Origin of the sequence: Baaleninema simplex PCC 7105 (assembly GCF_000332355.1) — a bacterium.
Lineage (GTDB): Bacteria > Cyanobacteriota > Cyanobacteriia > Cyanobacteriales > Geitlerinemataceae > Baaleninema > Baaleninema simplex.
Genome location: NZ_KB235958.1, coordinates 1,452,890 through 1,469,929, shown reverse-complemented (window position 1 = coordinate 1,469,929; position 17,040 = coordinate 1,452,890). Strand labels below are relative to the sequence as shown.

Genomic DNA, 17,040 nt, shown 5'->3' with positions numbered 1-17,040 from the left:
AAAAATCTATGAAACAGCCAAAAATCCAGAGAGCGAGAAAAATAAATAGAGGGTTTTGAGATGACTGTAACGATTCCCAAAAAATATAGTTTTGAAGAGTATCGATCGCATCCCGAAAATCGCGATATAAAATGCGAATTCGTTAACGGAGACTTGGTTGAAATGCCTCCCGCCAGCGGTTTACACGCAGATATCCTCGATTTTTTACAAGATATCTTCAAACAAGAAATTCAAAAAACACATCGCGATTGGTTCGTTCGCCCTGGAACTATTGGTGTGAGAACGGGCGTTCAAAAATCGAGAATTCCAGATTTAGTGATTATCACGAACGCGCAACGTCAAGCGTTACGAAATCTTCCTTCTGCGATTCTCGAAGAACCGCCGAGGCTGGTCGTGGAAATCGTCAGCCCTGGAAATCCTGAAGAGGATTATCGATACAAGCGTTCTGAATACGCTGCGTTGCAAATTCCTGAATATTGGATTGTCGATGCGATCGCCTCGAAAATTACGGTTTTAGAATGGGTTGAGGGACTGTACGAACCTCGAGAGTTTCAGGGGTCAGAAAAACTGGAATCGCCGACGTTTGAAGGCTTGGATTTGACGAGCGATCGCATCTTTTCTCAGTAGGCTGGGTGGAGTTACAGCGAAACCCAACATTTAAGTGTAAATTTTCACGCCTCACCACACTAGACACAGAGAAGATAAGCGAATATCTTCAGCTTAAACTCAAACACTTCAAGACACACCGTAACCTGTATAGGGACGTTTATAGGCAGGATGTAAACCGAGAACGATTTCGTCTTTCGGAATCCCCATCTCAATCAGTTCTTGCCCGACATCGATATCTGTCGTGTTTTGTTGAAGCCAGATTTTACCGCTTTTAATATCAAAATGAAGAACGGTATGATATACGCGATCGAACTCCCTCCACCCGACGCGCATAAGCTGGTAGCGATCGCGAACTGTATCGAAGCAAAGCGCCGTTTCTACCTCGTCTTCCTGGGGGAAAGACTGGCTGTGTCGTTCTAACAGCGTTTGAATACAGCTTCGGTAGAACTCTAGTTTTTCCATGTCACAATTTCCTCGGAGATAGGATTGTAGACAAGAAGCTTAAGCTGATGACGTTCGAGCGTCACTTGAGAAAAGCGGCTCTGAAAAAAGGTATTGTAGATATCGATAGGAACTGCAAGATAAAGCTCGCGATCGGGTTCTTTAATTTCCAAGAGAAGGCGGTAGTTGAGGAACTGACCCAGAGCAGTATGAAATTCGCTGATAGGTGAGGGACTGGCAAAGCTTTTAATCTCTACAGCAATCTTCTCTTCTCCTCGATCGGCAGCAATCAGCCGTTCGGCAGCTAAATCAATTTTAACTTTAACTTCTTCCCATTCTAGTTGTAGTGGATCGCTGGAAATATGCCATCTCTCTTTTTCTAGCCCATTTCTGACCGCTTCGTGAAATAGGTCTTTAGCAGTCATATCAAACGCATATTTAAAGTTCTATTCTTCCCAACATCTTTTATATTTTCTCACTAGGCTGGGTGGAGTTCCAGCGAAACCCAACATTTAAGTGTAAATTTTCACGCCTCACCACCTCTCCAGATACCCCAGATCCCCGGCATCTCCAAGATGCCGGGGATCTTATACCGCAATTTATCGAAATGGGATGTTGCCGAGAATCATTTGATATTGCTATATCTTAACGACGCGCCAACTTCTTCGCAGGCATCTTCCGCAAGCGAATCGATTCCGGCGTCACTTCCACCAATTCTTCCGAAGTGATATACTCTAACGCCCGTTCCAACGTCATCTCCGCAGGGGCTTGCAACTGCACCAACTCGTCACCCGTCGAAGAACGGTGGTTCGTCAGTTGCTTCGTCTTACAAACGTTGAGGTCGAGGTCTTGCGGGCGGTTGTTTTCACCCACAATCATGCCCTTGTACACCTTCGTTCCCGGCGTAATAAAGAACACACCGCGATCTTCGCCGTTTTTCAGGGCGTAGAACGTGGCCACCCCTTCCTCAAAAGCGATGATGACCCCGTTGCGGCGAGTTTCTACGTCTCCCGACATCGAACGATACTCGAGGAAACTGTGGTTCATGATGCCGTCACCCCGCGTCAGGCGCATGAATTCACCTCGGAACCCGATCAAACCCCGCGCCGGAACCACAAATTCCAACTGAGAACGACCGCTTCCCATCCGCATATCCTGCATTTCGCCTTTGCGTTCGCCGAGGCGTTCCATGCAACCGCCAACCGCTTCTTCAGGAACGTCCAACACCAACAACTCGAACGGTTCGTAAGGTTGGCCGTTGACTTCGCGGAAAATCACCTGCGGCTGGGACACTTGGAATTCGTATCCTTCCCGACGCATAGTTTCGATGAGAATACCCAAGTGCAACTCTCCCCGTCCGGAGACAGCGAACTTGTCGGGGGAGTCGGTTTCGTCTACACGGAGAGCGACGTTGGTTTCCAGTTCCCGCATCAGGCGATCGCGCAGTTGACGGGAGGTCACAAACTGTCCTTCCTGTCCGGCGAACGGGGAATCGTTCACCAAGAACATCATCTGTAAAGTGGGTTCGTCTACGCGAATCAGCGGTAAGGCTTTGGGTTCATCGGGACAGGCGATCGTTTCGCCGATGTTGGCGTCGTCAAACCCAGCTACGGCGACGATCGTTCCGGCGGTGGCTTCTTCGAGTTCCACTCGCGCCAATCCTTCAAATCCCATCAGTTTGCTGATTTTGGATTTGACCGTGCTACCGTCTTCTTTGAGTAACGCGGCTTGCTGACCGGCGCGAATCGTACCGTTGTGGACGCGGCCGATGACGATGCGACCTAAGTAATCGGAATAGTCGAGGGTGGTGACTTGCAGTTGTAGCGGTTTTTCGGGGTCGCCAATCGGCGGCGGAACGTTCCGTAAAATCGCCTCGAACAAGGGCTGCATATCTTCGCTGTCGTCGTCGGGTTCTTCTTTGGCGAATCCCGATAACCCAGAGGCGAAGAGATAGGGAAAGTCACATTGGTCGTCGTCGGCGCCGAGGTCGATGAACAGGTCGAGGACTTTATCGACGGCACCGTAAGGATCGGTTTTGCCGCGATCGATCTTGTTGACAACGACGATCGGACGCAGACCCTTTTCTAAGGCTTTTTTCAAGACGAAACGGGTTTGCGGCATCGGCCCCTCGTTGGCATCGACGATGAGGATGCAGCCGTCTACCATGCCTAAGACTCGTTCGACTTCTCCACCGAAGTCGGCGTGTCCGGGAGTATCGACAATGTTAATGAGGGTGTCTTTGTAGCGAACTGCCGTGTTTTTCGACAGAATGGTGATGCCCCGTTCCCGTTCTAGGTCGTTCGAGTCCATCACGCAGTCCGGTACGTCCTCCCCTTCGCGGAAGATGCCGGATTGTTTGAGTAGGGCGTCAACCAGTGTTGTTTTGCCGTGATCGACGTGGGCGATGATTGCAACGTTGCGAATTGGGAGAGACATAAAAAGCGTCCAGACGGTGCGCTGTTAACAGAACGATAGATTTCTTCACAATCTTAACCGATCTGTTGACAAATCGATCTGAGGTTCGATCGCCTGTTGCCCTCACCCTAAATTCCTCTCCATCCCCCCTACCCCCCTTTCAAAGGGGGGCTGGGAGAGGGACTTGGAAATGGTTTAACTCAACACTGTCTGGACTTACGCAATTCAACGTTAACCACACTAAATGTAGGGTGTGGTGGGCATTGCCCACCCTACAAATGGAGTGAATGCTCCCAATCTTGGGAGAAGAACTTGAAAATCGTTCGACTCAACACTGTCTTCACGGTTAACTGTTGACTGTTCGCTGTAAAAGGGGTTGAGGGCAAACCGTTCACTGTGGCAACCGGAAGACATCGGCGAAAATGGCGCGATCGCTCGGACGCCGTTCGGGATGCGGGGAATCGTACACCACCATCAACCCGTCTTCCTCGAAACAGGGAAAGAGCGTTAAGCCTTCGGCGTGGTCTGCCCCGATGGTAAACGGCAGGTTGAAGAGGAGCTTCAAAATGCCCGATTCTCCGTCCCAAAGGGTATCGCGATCGTGTTCTAAAATGTCTTTGAGGCGAAACACCTGCATTGCTCCTTCGAGATCCATTGTCGGGCCGCCGAGGACGATTAAATCGTCGCCGTGAAAGCAGAGTTCGCGAATTCCCAATCCGTTTAAATCGACGAAATGCTTGCGGTAATGGCGGCCGTCGTCTAACTCCCGTAGGGTCAACTGACCGGTTTCGGAGGCTTCGACTTGGATTTCTATGGCGATCGCCCAACCGCGCAAAACGGGGCCGCGCAAGCCGAGAAAGATGCGATCGCCCCGCACGGCCAAGCCTTCGATATCCAAGCCGTTATCTTTTGAGGGCAGTTGCATTTCAACAAACGGCCCGAGATGCTCGTCTTCCTTTAAGGTGTCGAGTAACAGGTTGCTCGCTTCGGTTCGGGTTAACGCCGCTGCAAACAGGCGATCGCCTGCGTCGTCGGAGGTGGCGCAGGATGTGACGGGTTGACCTTGGAGAATGGGAATGCGAACGAGCAGGTTGCGATTGGCGTCTCGTTTAATTTCCGAGAGCCGTTCGAGGTCTTTTTCGGTTTTCTTACCTTTGGGTTTCTTACGCTTGAAGCTGTGAGACCCCACCACCCAAAGATAGCCGTCGGCGTAGTCCATGCCTTCGATGTCGATTTCCGAGTCGTCGATGAGTTCGACAAATTCTTCGATGCGAAACAGTTGGTGTGCGCCGTAGACTCCCGGTTCGAGGGGAGAAAGGCGTTCGATGGAGGTCAGTTCGTCGGAACCCAGCCAAAGGCTACCGTCGGGGGTTTTGGCCACGGCGGACAGTTCGCCGATGAGGTCGTCGGAGTCGCGATCGAATTTCAGGAGGATACGGCTGAGGAGAAAGGGGTCAGACACGGTGACATTGCGTTGAAGTGACAGATTCAGGGTATTACCCCTCGAGGGCGATCGTCATCTTTCGGAGGTTAGGCATTGGAGACTTTCAGAGAGGCGATCGCCTCCTCTGGCGAATATGACGATTGACAGAGTTAGCTTTGGAATCTTGCTTGTCAAGAGAGAAAACTCGCTCTCTCTCCTTGCAACGGGGAGGGCTGGGGTGGGGTCATAAATTTACGCAATAAGTTCGATCGCCTTTTACAGCGATCGGCGAGCAGTTAAGAGGTTTTATTACTTTTTTGTGATTTAAGAATTGCTACAAAATCCTTTATACGTAACCGTTCTAGACTCGTGCTTTTACTTCACTACTCAATCGACAAATACGACACTAAAAATAACAGAGCATCGATCGCGCCATTTTGCTAAAAACGCTACAATTCGTAATGTTTCAAGATAAGATAGAGCGCGATCGCCATAGAGCAGTTTTTCTAATCGAAGGGCGATCGCATTGAAAGCCAACAATTCCAATTTAAAGTTTACTGCGTACCCATATGTTTGAAAATCGAAATCAAGATCCGACTGATTTCACGACAGACCACGCAGTCACCTTTCATCAAGCGGGTTTCGTTTCCCCCGTCCGACCCGAGTTTCGTCTGTCTCGCTACGATTTTGAAACCGTCAAACTGGACGAAACCGGACGGGAACTGACCCGAGAACGCAACGAAGCCTTCTTTTTCACCGAAGTTCTCGCCAAAGACGCCCCCCTCGACACAGTGGCGATTCCCGGCGGACGCTTCCTCATGGGTGCGCCAGAGACGGAAGAGAATCGATCGCCGCGAGAACGGGGACAGCGACAAGTGGCGATCGCACCGTTCTACATCAGCAAATATCCCATCACGCAAATTCAGTGGAACGCCGTCGCCAAGTTACCGAAGGTGAACCGTCCGCTACCGCTGAAACCCTCGCTGTTTAAGGGTTACGCGCGACCCGTGGAAAACGTTTCTTGGTACGAAGCCGTCGAATTCTGCGATCGCCTCTCCCTCAAAACCGGACGCCTCTACCGCCTCCCCAGCGAAGCCGAATGGGAGTACGCCTGTCGCGGCGGAACCACCACGCCGTTTTACTGCGGGGACAGCCTCACCACCAACCTGGCCAACTGCGACGGACGCACGCCCTACGGAAACACTCGATCGGGTCGGTTTCGCGGTCGTACTACCGTCGTGGGGAGTTTCCTACCCAACCCCTTCGGACTCTACGACATGGTAGGAAACGTTTGGGAGTGGTGCGCGGATACGTGGCATCACAGCTATGACGGCGCACCTGCGGACATCCCCCCTTCGCCCCCCTTTGAAAGGGGGGTTGGGGGGATAGGCGGCGACGAAACTTCGCGGCCGCTACGGGGTGGGTCGTGGATGTTCTTCCCCGGTTACTGTCGTTCCGCGACGCGCGTTCACTACAGCCCCGATTTTCGCAGTTATAACGTCGGGTTCCGCGTAGTTTGTGGCGCGGCGAAAGTGGGGTAATTGGGGGCGTCAGCCGGTGGAGGCAAGCCTCTGCGCTTGCCCGTTAGTTAGTAGCCCGTGGGGGCAAGCCTCTGCGCTTGCCCAAATGTCCGATGCTCAAAATTGCAACAATAAAAAAAGTGCGCGAAGCGCACGGGAAAGAAAAAAGTACAAAAAACAAAGGGCAATAGGGCAAGAAGGCAAAGGGCTATGATAGAGTCCGCGCCACAGAACAACACAAGCGAAAACCGACCCCGACGTACCGATAGTCCGGGTTGTCCCTGAGGCGATTCGCAGAACGGCAAAACCACGGATAGTCGTCCCAAGAACCACCCCGCAAGAGCCGACGTTTTTGAGAATCGTTATCGTTATCAATCCAAGGTCTTTCATTTGGCGGTGCGCCGCTATAACTATCGTGCCATTGGTCGTAACACCACTCCCAGACATTGCCGTGCATATCGTATAAGCCAAAAGCATTGGCAAGCTGATAACTGCCAACTACTGTAGTTCCTTCATCATATGACCTGCTGAAACTCGCCACTTCCTGAGTAATCGTTTCGCCAAAGTGATAGGGAGTCGTCGTTCCGGCACGGCAGGCGTATTCCCATTCCGCTTCGCTCGGTAAGCGATAGAGTCGTTTAGTTTTTTGAGCCAAACGAGCCAAACGCTGGCAAAATTCAACAGCTTCAAACCAATTAACTTGTTCGACAGGTCGGTTGTCACCTTTGAAAGATGAAGGATCGGAATTGAGATCGGTCTTGACCTTTGGCAGTCCAGTGGCAACGGCACGCCACTGAGCTTGTGTCACGGGATATTTCCCCATAAAAAAGCTTGGCACGGTGACTTCATGCTGAGGACGTTCCTCGTTGTAGCCTTGAAACCTCTCTTCATCGGTGACTGGTGACTGGTGACTGGTGACTGGTGACTGTCTATCCCCTTCCGGCGATCCCATGAGAAACGTTCCGCCGGGAATCCAGACCATTTCCAGGGTTACGCCGTTGCCCAAGTCTTCGCGGTATTGTTGAGCCGTGCGCTGGCGGCGACGGAGGACGTATTGTGTGGCTTGGCTCATAACAGGATGGAGGGTGTAGAGGGCAAAGAGCTACTGAGTCCGCGCCACGGAGCAACACAAGCGAAAACCGAAGAGGTAGAACCGAATGTCCGGGTAGTTCCTGAGGCGAACCGCAGAACGGCAATACACCGGATTGTAGTACCAAGAACCACCACGCAAGAGCCGGGGATTTTTGCTTTCTGTACGTTTTTCTTTTATTGCTTTTTCTGTACGTTTTTCTTCCGCTTCGTCGTCTAACCAAGGACTGCCATCAGTTGGTGCATCATTCTCGTAATTGTCGTGCCAAATATCGAGACACCACTCGTAAACGTTGCCGTGCATATCGTAAAGACCGAAAGCATTCGCAGGAAAACTCCCGACATCGGTAGTTCCTTGGCGGTAGCTTCCTTTCAGGCCGTTGCCGTAGGTGTAGTTACCATTGTAGTTGGCAAGATCGGGTGTAATCGTCTCACCAAACGCGAACGGTGTGGTCGTTCCCGCACGACAGGCGTATTCCCATTCCGCCTCGCTAGGGAGTCGATAGTCACGTCCCGTTGCCTCAGAGAGCCGATCGCAAAACTCCATCGCCTCGTACCAATTGACTTGTTCGACAGGTCGATCGTCCCCTTTAAAGTTTGACGGGTCGGGAGTGAGATCGCGATCGATCTTCGGCAGTCCAGTCGCAACCGCACGCCACTGCGCTTGTGTCACTTGATATTTCCCCATGAAGAAGTCCGGCACAGTCACTTCATGTTGGGGATACTCATCGGAATCTGCTCCTTCCTCACCTTCCGCCGCTCCCATGAGGAACGTACCACCCGAAATCGCCACCATTTCGAGGGTTATGTCGTTAGGCAGAATTTCGACAAACTGAAACGCTCGACCCGAACTCCGATGAATAACGGCTTTCGAGTTCACCATTTCCAACCGTGCCGTTTCAAACTCAAACGGTTGGAGATCGGCGTTTTCCTCCTCACTGGCGACTGTCTCGGAAGGTTCAGCCACAGGCTCGAAATACCCTTCCTCAAAATCAAACGTTTCCAGAGGAAATGAAGAGAGCGCATCGACTTCTTGCAACAAAAACGCCGGTTCGAGGCCGAGTTGTCCTAGTACGTCTTCTTGTCCGACCAACAAATCGATCCAACGCTGGCGATCGTCGTCGCGTCCCTCCGCCACCGCACGACGTAGCCGCTCTCCAATCTCACGCGCCGCGTCACCCGGACGAACGCACGCCAAAGCAATCCACTCGAAATCCTGCCCAAAATCTCGCGCCGCTCTCGGGTTTTCGGGCAATTTCGCACCGACATAAGCCGTCGCGAAATCTGCCAGTTCGTTCAGACGAGGTTCTCCAAACCGACTGTCTTCGGCGAGTTGCTGCAACAGGAACGATCGCACCTCCGGTTCCATTTCGTAGAGGTCGTCACCCACCGACTCGAACCACGGCGACAGCAAAACATCCGCCACCGCAATCCAGGGAGAGTCCGGCAAAAAGTTTTCCCGCAAGCAATAGAGCAGTTCCGAAGTCACCGCAAACGGGAACGCAGCGTGACACGCCAAGTCGAGATGTGCCGACCCGTAAGTTTTCAGGAAGGTGAGGATTTTTCGTCGAGTTCGCTCGAGTTCTTGGGTCGGCATTGCGGAGGGGGAGCAGGGGAGAAGGGGAGAGGGGGAGAGGGGGAGAGGGGGAGAAGGGGAGAACAATCGAGTTTGTAACTCTATGATTGAATAAATGCTCTCGTCGTTTGTCTCTATGAAACTACAGGTTTTGCTCGAACCCAGTGAAGCGGGAGGGTACACCGTATCGGTTCCGTCTCTTCCCGGTTGCATTAGCGAAGGGGAAAGTATCGAGGATGCGCTGTCGAATATTCGGGAAGCGATCGCGCTCTATCTCGAACCCACGGAAGACAGTTTGAGTGCGATCGACGGTGCGATCGTTCGGGAAATCGTGGTTTGAGTGGCGTTTTTATTCTCAACGCCGGACGAAATCGACTGCATCGTTCAGTCCGTCGTGACTGAGTTCAAACATTCCACCCCCGATCGCCTCCAGACACTCCCGAACCTCTTCAGCAGTCGTCCCCAACCAACGCTCCGACGGCATCGGATTCAACCACGCGATCGCCCTAACCCACGGCCGCAGTGCCTCGAGAAACTGTTCCGTCAACTCCACTCGGGGAGTATTGTAACCCCGTCGCGCCGCACCCGCATCGCTGAGAACGATCGCGGCGGTACGAGTGTCCGACAGGGAGGGAAGCAACTCGTCCAACAGCTTGGTTTGTGCGCCTTTCGGACGGAGGTAAACCGATCGCTCGGGGACGTTACGAAAATAATACTGCTCGACGCGAAAAAACCGTTTGGGTTCGACGGTGGCGAGAAGGCGATCGCAGGGAATGTGAAAGGGAACCATCGATCCGTCGCGATCGATAAAAAAGACGAGTTCGAGGAGGTTGACCCGTTTCGGTTCCAACGGGACAGTCAAACAGACTCGATCGCGAGCAATAGCAGCGATCGCCGCTGGAATATCCACGTTTCCGGTTGTCCCCAGACGCGCGATTTGTCGCAGTCGCCGCCAACTCCGACGCGCGAGACGCGGTTGAAACGGAAAGTCCGTCGGCTTCAGGATATAGCCTTTCTCCGAAGTTTGATGGAGTTGAGGATCGCCTTCTCGCAACGCACCGAGGGTTTGCAGGGGTCGCGGTTGGGGTTGTTGAGGTTGCGGCGGACGGGGAACCGTCGGTGCAGGACGCAAATCGGCGGTTGTCGCAGTCGTCGAGGAACCGTCACCGGGTTGGCGATCTTCTTCTTCTCGGGTTTGCGGTGGGTTGCGAGAAACGTAGCGATCGAACACCGCGTCAAAATAGGCGATGGTGCGATCGTCGTGGGTTTTGAGCCAGAGCAGGCGACAGGTTTGTTTGAGGTTGTCGAGGCTTTCGCAGCCAAACCCGCGATCGAGCGCGTCCAACAAGAGATGATAGTCATCTGGACGCAAACCCAGCGGTTCGCGCACCTCCAGAAACAAGTCAAACAGCGGGAGTGGCGGCCAAGTTTCGCTCACGACGGTTCCGATTTGGGTTGAGCTGGCGGTTTCCGCAGGACGCGATCGAGGTCGGCTCTGGATTTGAGGAGAATTCCAAGCTGAGCCGGGTCGCTGGCGACTTTCTCAATTTTCGCCGCCGCCTCGGAATCGTCAATTAACACGCTCAACCAGTCGAGAAGTTCGCTGGTACTGGCTTGTTTTCCTTGGCTGCGACTGCGGCCTTTACTGCGGATTTCGAGGAATTTGGCGATCGCATTTTTAATAATGTCCGCGCGATCGGGACGGGGAAAATGACACTCGACGATTTGTCGCAGGTGGGTTTCGTCGGGAAACGGGAGATAAAAGAACAGACAGCGACGCAGAAATGCTTCGGGAAGTTCGCGTTCTTGGTTGCTGGTGATAATGACGATGGGTTTGTTCGCACCCGGTTTTTCGGGAATTTGTTGCTGGGTTTCGTCAACGATGAAATAGCCTTCTTCCAGGTCGCACAGCAAATCGTTGGGAAAATCGATGTCCGCTTTATCGATTTCGTCGATGAGGAGAATCGGACGGCGATCGCACTCCTGCAACGCCAACCCCAGCGGTCCCCATTTAATATAGCCTTCGGGGTTGGAGAGGCGATCGATCAGCTTTTGTCGTTGCGTGTCATCGAGAAACTGTTCGAGTTGTGGCGTTCCCACGAGCTGAGCGTCGCGCAATTTCCCCAACGCATCGTAAGTATAGCGACCTTCCTGAGCGGTTGAGTTCGATTTCACGTTCCAGCTAAAGAACGGCCATTCTGCTTTTCCCTTGAGGTATCGCTGGCTGAATTCGTAGGCGATCGCGCGAGCCAGTAAGGTTTTTCCACAACCGGGTTCTCCTTGAATTAAAAGCGGTCGATCGAGTGCGATCGCCAAATTCACCGCCTCGATAAGTGACGGTTTGGGTAAGTAGGGAAACACCCGCGCCTGTCGGTTTGGCTTGGGTTGCAAATCCGGATCGCCGAGATATTGAAGTGGTTCGGATTGAGCTGTCATAGTGCGATCGACCTTGTAAAAAATGAGAGTTTAACCAGCTAGAAACTTATTCGCAATATCGCGCTCCCAGACAACACCGCAATAGTCACACAGTTCGATTAACACATCAAGCGGTCGAACGTCAGTTTGGCGGTTACATTGAATCGCTTTGTCCTTCAGTTCGGTCGGACAAAGTCCGTTGAGATGGGGTTTAAGTGCGTCGTGATGCGCTTCCGTCCAGTTGCGAAAATCGCGGTCTTTAAATCCATCGGCGACCAGTTCGATAATCTGCTCGGGGCGATCGCAATCGTACTCAGTTCCGTATTCGATAGGACAGGTGCGATCGCCTTTTCGTCCTAAATCGACAAAGAACAAAAGTAACGGCGTGTCGATATCGTAATCTTGGGTTTTTCGCACCAGTGGAACCCATAAATTATCGATAAAAGCTTGCAGGTCGTCGGTTGACAATCGTTCGATTTCATAGAAGACAATAGCAACCGTTTTTTTGTTTTGCCACTGTTCTAAAATTTCTTCGACAATTGCATTCGGCTCTGCTTCAGTTTCTAACCAGCTTGCAAGTTGCTGCCAGAGGTCTTCAATTCTTGAACCCGTGCGAATTTTAAATGTCTTTTTAAACGCCTGAATCGAGCCGGGAACGAAATCGACCCACAGGCGATATAACAGCCATTTTTGGGCGCTATCTCGCTTTCCCCGTATCCAGAACGCCCCCACTCTGCGATCGAACTCTTCCATAAATTCTCGAAAAATGCGATCGGGTTTTTTGTAATTTAAACAAAAAAGTAGTCTTAAAAATTTTTCGATGGGCTGTTCTTTAGGGTTTTGTTTGTTTAAACAGTTAATAATCTCAAGAGTCGAACCTTGAAGGGCTAAATCTACAGGCTCTTGACCAGTTCCTCGTAAAGCGACCGCCACATATTGAGCCAACCCTGAAAACGTTAGCAAGTCATTTTGGCTATGGTCTTCTATCGCATGAAGTATTGCTTCGGTAAATTGTCCGTGGTCGCTAATATCGGATTCGTATGCTTTTTCAGTTCGACGACAAGCAGCTAAAATTCCAAAGTTTACATATTTTATCAACGATGCAAAGCTTTGGCTAAATATTTGCTTTTCGATCGCCCCTTCCAGAATCGATCCGGCGTAACAGCAATCGAGAAGTACGACTAATCCACTCTTCGAGCGTTTTAAACGTTTAATAAATTGCTTGTTCAAGCTTTCTAAAGCAATTGCATAACTTCCGCATTTTTTACTATTGGAAGCTGCAATATAACCATATTCGTCGTCAAAATTATCTTTGGCAGAAAATCCATGACCTGCAAAGTAAATCAATAATTCGCTGCCATCATCTGTATCTTCCAATATTTTTTTGATAGCATTAGTTAAATCGGTATAACTTAAATAATCTTCGATGAGTTTGTAAACACCGCGTTTTCCCTCTTGTTCGATGATATATTTGCTGGGAATTCGCGTAACCTGGTAGTCGCCATATTTTTCTAAACACTGAGAAATTGACTCTGCATCTTTCCAGGCATTTTTTAAAGTCGTCCAAGATTTATACTTTGAAATTCCAATAACTAAAGCGTGGCGTTTCGGCATACCGCGTCCGAGCGATCGATTGCTGGTAGCTCCAGCTTATACGATGATGGAGGAAAGGCGCTACAAGTATCGATCGGGAGAACAGCCTTATGACTGACGAAGTTCCTTTGCAAAAGCTGGTTTACGAAGACGAGGAGACCGGCGAACGCTACGAAATCTATATTGAGTCGAAAGACGCCGAACCCATCGACCTCGACGCGATCGCCGACGAGGAAGATGAAGATGAAGATCGTCCGAGTCGGGGTGGTGCGAGTGCTTCCCAAGAAGCCCGCGATCGCATGGTCAAAGCCACCGAGATGATGCGCGGTTACGCCAAATTTGCCGTCAACTCCTTCCGCAACTTTGCCAGTGCCAACGTTTCCGAAGTGACCATCGAATTCGGATTGAAATTTGCGGGGAAAGCTGGCGTTCCCTTGGTGACGGAGGGTTCGGCAGAAACCACCATGAAAGTTCAGGTTAAGTTTCAATATCCCCAAAACACCCAAACCCCAGACAATCCAAAACGGTAGTGTGGGAATGTTTGCAAGAACCAGGCTGGAAGCCTGGGATACGCAGGTTGACCAACTCTACGAATCGAGATTTTCAATTTCAACAGGTTCGATGTCGTCGGCCGGTTCGTAGCCGAACACGCGAGAATAAAAGTAAAACTCCGCATCCAAAGCGCGTTTGATCGTCTCCGCTTGGCGAAACCCGTGTCGTTCGCCTTCAAACGGAACGTAAGCCACCGGTAAACCTTTCTTCCGCAACGCCTCCACCATCTGTTCGGCTTGACTCGGGGGAACCACTGTATCTTCTAACCCGTGGAAGAAGATCGTCGGACAAGACAGTCGATCGACAAAATGAATCGGCGATCGCGCTTCGTAAACGTCCTTGCGTTCGGGATACGGCCCCACTAGGCGATCGATATACCGCAACTCGAACTTGTGAGTATCCGCCGCCCAAGTTTCCAAATTGCTGACACCGTAATAACTCGCCCCCGCTTTGAAGGTATCGCGGAACGTCAGGGCGCAGAGAACCGTATATCCTCCCGCACTACTTCCCGTAATCGCCAAGCGATCGCCGTCCACCAAACCGCGATCGACTAAATATTTCGCACCGTTTGCACAGTCGTCTACGTCCACAACGCCCCAATTTCCATCGAGGCGTTGGCGGTAATCTCGTCCGTATCCCGTACTTCCCCCATAGTTCACCTCGAGGAAACCGAAACCGCGACTCGTCCAATACTGAATCGACAACCGCAGCCCCGTCGAAGCACTTGCAGTCGGTCCGCTGTGACTTTTGACCAACAGCGGCGGTTTTTCCCCGTCCGGAGCTTGATAGTCGGGGTTCGTGGGAGGATAGAAAAAGCCGTAAGCCGTCTGTCCGTTTTCCGTGGGAAATTCGATCGCTTCGGGTTTCGAGATGTAGCTGGGGTCTACCTCTAAATCGCTCGATCGCCGCAAAATCTTCATGTCGTCGCGATCGACATCCATCAACACCAACGCACTGGATTCCGTCGGCGAACTTCCCAAAAACGCCACCCGATCCCCCCGTCCTCTCACCGAAGAAATCTGCGTGTAGGGGGTTTCCAAATTTTGCAGGCGTTTCGTCCCCAAGTTCAGCGTCGCCATCTGCCACATTCCCTGTTGCGTATAGGCGCAGATGAGGCGATCGCCACCCAAAAACGCATAGGTGGACATTCCGAACACCCACTGCGGCGTCGCAAACTCCGCGTTGAGGGGAAACAGCGGTTCGACGCCCACCTTACCCAGACGGTACAGGTTCCACCAACTGGCGCGATCGCTGGCGAAATACAGCGTTCCGTTCGGCGACCATTGCGGCTGAAATACCGACTCGTTTGCGCCCCCCGTCACAGTCTTCCCGTTACTCAACTTGCCGTTATCGTCGATATCGGCCAACCACAACTGAGTCCCGTCCCAGGGCATATTGGGATGGTTCCAACTCAGCCAAGCCAGTTGGTTTCCATCGGGACTCAAGGCTGGGGAGGCATAGAAGTCGCATCCCGAGACGAGAACCTCTACAGACCCGTCAAAACCCACTGTAACGAGGGTATTTTCCGGTTCCCCCTCGCCGCTGTGGTCTTCCCGCACGCACAACAGGCGATCGCGGGAGCGATCGACCACGAAATCGGCATAGCGGAACGCTCCTTCTGGCGTCAGGGGTTGCGGGGTTTCTCCCAAGGGTTGGCGGTAGATGCGTCCGTCGCTGACGTTAGAAAAATAAACGACACCGTTATCGACAACGAACGCCCCACCCCCGTACTCGTGGACGCGACTGCGAACGTTGTAGTCCTGTGGGGTCACGTCTGCGGTCGTCCCGTCCGGTTGGCGACGGACTAAGACGTTGCGGCCGCCTTCTGAGGGACGGCCTTCGACCCAGTAAATCTCGTCACCGTCGAAGGCCAGTCCTCCCAAGCGGATACTTCCCGACGCGATGAGGTCGGAAGTAATCGGGGATTTCCAAGTACCGTAGGGGGCGATCGCGGGGCGGTTCGGTGTCATCGCTTCTCTATAATTAGTCGTCTTCGGAAATGAGGGCGTTGCCGTCACCACCGAGCAGTTCGGCGATGGCCTGGTGTTCGCGCGGTACCCGCGAGGGGGGATCTTGTCGCGCGTCGGTAATCAGCCAATCGAGGGCGGCGGCCTGCACGTCGATGGCATTTCCCAAGCGATCGACGCAGTAGCGACCGAATACCAATTTATCCACTAGGCGAATGCCTCGCCCCAACCGAGAATACTCGAAAATGACGCTGTTATCGACGGTGGCGTTGCTCCCAATACAACAACTCGGGCCGATCATGCTGGGGCCGACGATTTTCACGCCGTCTTCAATGCGCGTCATCGATCCGATGTAAACCGGCCCTTGGATATCGACTTTGTCCCAGTTGACGACGACGTTCAAGCCGGTATAAACTCCCGGTACGACTTCCCGACCGGGTATTCCTACGTTTTTGACTTCGCCGCGCAAGACACTGCGGATGGCTTTCCAGTAGTCGGGAACGCGCCCGATGTCCACCCACTGGAAATCCATACTCAATCCGTAAAACGGCGCTCCCATTTCGACGAGTTTCGGGAACAGGTCGCCCCCGATGTCGTATTCGACACCCGAGGGGATGTAGTCGAGAACTTCTGGCTCGAAAATGTAAATTCCCGTGTTGATATCGTTGCTGAGGGCTTCGTCAACGGACGGCTTTTCCTGAAACGCTTTGATGCGACCGTCTTCGTCGGTGACGACGACGCCGTAACTGGACACTTCGTCTTTGGAAACGGGTTTGAGAATGACGGTGGCGATCGCTCCTTGTTTACGATGCCATTCGATGGCTGAGGAGATGTCGAGGTCGATTAAGGCGTCGCCGCACAGCACCACGAAGGTATCGTCAAAAAACGGATAGAAGTCTTGAATTCGCTTCATTCCACCCGCCGATCCCATCGCTTTTCCGAGGAGTTCGCCGTCGGCGATTTTTCCTTCAAAGGAGTAGCCGATTTGCACGCCGAATCGCTGACCGTCGCGGAAGTAGTTTTCGATTTCGTTGGCGAGGTGGCTGACGTTGACCATGATTTCGTCGAAACCGTGTTGGCGCAGCAATTCGACGAGAAACTCCATCACTGGCTTTTGCAGGATGGGAATCATGGGTTTGGGAATCGTGTAGGTGATGGGGCGCACGCGGGTTCCTTTCCCCGCTGCCAAAATCATCGCTTTCATACGAATATATCTCTTGAGATCCTGAGTCTACTTGGATTTTGCTGGATCTTCTCAACCCGATCGCTTCGGGGCGATGCCACGGTGACGCGAGACGAACGCTGTTTGAGGGATTGGGAGTCTGTTGATAGGGTAACATTCGCCTCGATTGCTCGAGACGATCGACTTTCCCACTATACGATACGAACAGACTGGGGCAAAACGGAGAGATAAGGCGGTACAGACGCTCTTGCAGATAG

General features: G+C 52.2%; 15 protein-coding genes. 4 read left to right on the top strand and 11 right to left on the bottom strand.

Going from position 1 to position 17,040, the window contains the following annotated elements; genetic code table 11:
- The first annotated feature begins 60 nt into the window (after window positions 1–60).
- Window positions 61–627: a Uma2 family endonuclease gene (locus tag GEI7105_RS0108480; RefSeq protein ID WP_017660048.1), complete on the top strand. Its 567-nt coding sequence runs from the start codon at window positions 61–63 to the stop codon at window positions 625–627.
- 108 nt (window positions 628–735) lie between these two features.
- Here the strand turns inward: GEI7105_RS0108480 and GEI7105_RS0108475 are convergent, their stop codons facing one another.
- From GEI7105_RS0108475 to GEI7105_RS0108455, 4 genes are all read right to left on the bottom strand, one after another.
- Complete coding sequence (locus tag GEI7105_RS0108475) at window positions 736–1,071, bottom strand: XisI protein (RefSeq protein WP_017660047.1); 336 nt, start codon at window positions 1,069–1,071, stop codon at window positions 736–738.
- Window positions 1,059–1,475: a XisH family protein gene (locus tag GEI7105_RS0108470; RefSeq protein ID WP_017660046.1), complete on the bottom strand. Its 417-nt coding sequence runs from the start codon at window positions 1,473–1,475 to the stop codon at window positions 1,059–1,061. Before GEI7105_RS0108470 ends, GEI7105_RS0108475 begins: the two co-directional genes overlap by 13 nt.
- Before the next feature lie 220 nt (window positions 1,476–1,695).
- Window positions 1,696–3,486 (bottom strand): translational GTPase TypA, encoded by a 1,791-nt coding sequence (gene typA / locus GEI7105_RS0108465; RefSeq protein ID WP_017660045.1) that lies wholly within the window; start codon window positions 3,484–3,486, stop codon window positions 1,696–1,698.
- A gap of 370 nt (window positions 3,487–3,856) precedes the next feature.
- Window positions 3,857–4,927, bottom strand: coding sequence for a DUF3616 domain-containing protein (locus tag GEI7105_RS0108455; RefSeq protein WP_017660043.1), 1,071 nt, complete (start codon window positions 4,925–4,927; stop codon window positions 3,857–3,859).
- A gap of 530 nt (window positions 4,928–5,457) precedes the next feature.
- Between GEI7105_RS0108455 and GEI7105_RS29690 the strand changes: the two genes are divergently transcribed.
- Entirely contained in the window at window positions 5,458–6,429 is a 972-nt protein-coding gene (locus GEI7105_RS29690) for a formylglycine-generating enzyme family protein (RefSeq protein ID WP_017660041.1), read from the top strand.
- A gap of 187 nt (window positions 6,430–6,616) precedes the next feature.
- Here the strand turns inward: GEI7105_RS29690 and GEI7105_RS0108440 are convergent, their stop codons facing one another.
- Complete coding sequence (locus tag GEI7105_RS0108440; protein ID WP_017660040.1) at window positions 6,617–7,480, bottom strand: formylglycine-generating enzyme family protein; 864 nt, start codon at window positions 7,478–7,480, stop codon at window positions 6,617–6,619.
- 30 nt (window positions 7,481–7,510) lie between these two features.
- A complete protein-coding gene (locus GEI7105_RS0108435) occupies window positions 7,511–9,094 on the bottom strand; it encodes a formylglycine-generating enzyme family protein (protein WP_017660039.1) in 1,584 nt (527 codons plus the stop codon).
- Window positions 9,095–9,209: 115 nt separating this feature from the next.
- Between GEI7105_RS0108435 and GEI7105_RS0108430 the strand changes: the two genes are divergently transcribed.
- Entirely contained in the window at window positions 9,210–9,413 is a 204-nt protein-coding gene (locus tag GEI7105_RS0108430; protein ID WP_026097516.1) for a type II toxin-antitoxin system HicB family antitoxin, read from the top strand.
- Between the two features lie 15 nt (window positions 9,414–9,428).
- Here the strand turns inward: GEI7105_RS0108430 and GEI7105_RS0108425 are convergent, their stop codons facing one another.
- From GEI7105_RS0108425 to GEI7105_RS0108415, 3 genes are read right to left on the bottom strand one after another with little or no spacing between them, the layout of a single operon-like run.
- On the bottom strand, window positions 9,429–10,511 hold the full coding sequence (locus GEI7105_RS0108425; RefSeq protein WP_017660037.1) for a hypothetical protein: 1,083 nt from the start codon (window positions 10,509–10,511) through the stop codon (window positions 9,429–9,431).
- Window positions 10,508–11,509, bottom strand: a complete 1,002-nt coding sequence (locus tag GEI7105_RS0108420; RefSeq protein ID WP_017660036.1) for an AAA family ATPase — start codon at window positions 11,507–11,509, stop codon at window positions 10,508–10,510. The genes GEI7105_RS0108425 and GEI7105_RS0108420 overlap by 4 nt, the downstream gene beginning before the upstream one ends.
- Before the next feature lie 30 nt (window positions 11,510–11,539).
- Complete coding sequence (locus GEI7105_RS0108415; RefSeq protein WP_017660035.1) at window positions 11,540–13,102, bottom strand: caspase family protein; 1,563 nt, start codon at window positions 13,100–13,102, stop codon at window positions 11,540–11,542.
- An 89-nt stretch (window positions 13,103–13,191) separates the two neighbouring features.
- Here GEI7105_RS0108415 and GEI7105_RS0108410 point away from each other — a divergent pair, with 89 nt between their 5' ends.
- Window positions 13,192–13,611 carry a CU044_2847 family protein gene (locus tag GEI7105_RS0108410; protein ID WP_017660034.1) on the top strand — a complete coding sequence of 140 codons (420 nt, stop codon included), beginning with the start codon at window positions 13,192–13,194 and terminating at the stop codon, window positions 13,609–13,611.
- Window positions 13,612–13,668: 57 nt separating this feature from the next.
- On the opposite strand, the gene GEI7105_RS0108405 is transcribed toward GEI7105_RS0108410, so the two are convergent.
- Window positions 13,669–15,603, bottom strand: coding sequence for a S9 family peptidase (locus GEI7105_RS0108405; RefSeq protein ID WP_017660033.1), 1,935 nt, complete (start codon window positions 15,601–15,603; stop codon window positions 13,669–13,671).
- Window positions 15,604–15,616: 13 nt separating this feature from the next.
- The gene (locus tag GEI7105_RS0108400; RefSeq protein WP_017660032.1) at window positions 15,617–16,804 is read right to left on the bottom strand and encodes a nucleotidyltransferase family protein; all 1,188 of its coding nucleotides are present in this window, start codon (window positions 16,802–16,804) and stop codon (window positions 15,617–15,619) included.
- Window positions 16,805–17,040 lie beyond the last annotated feature (236 nt).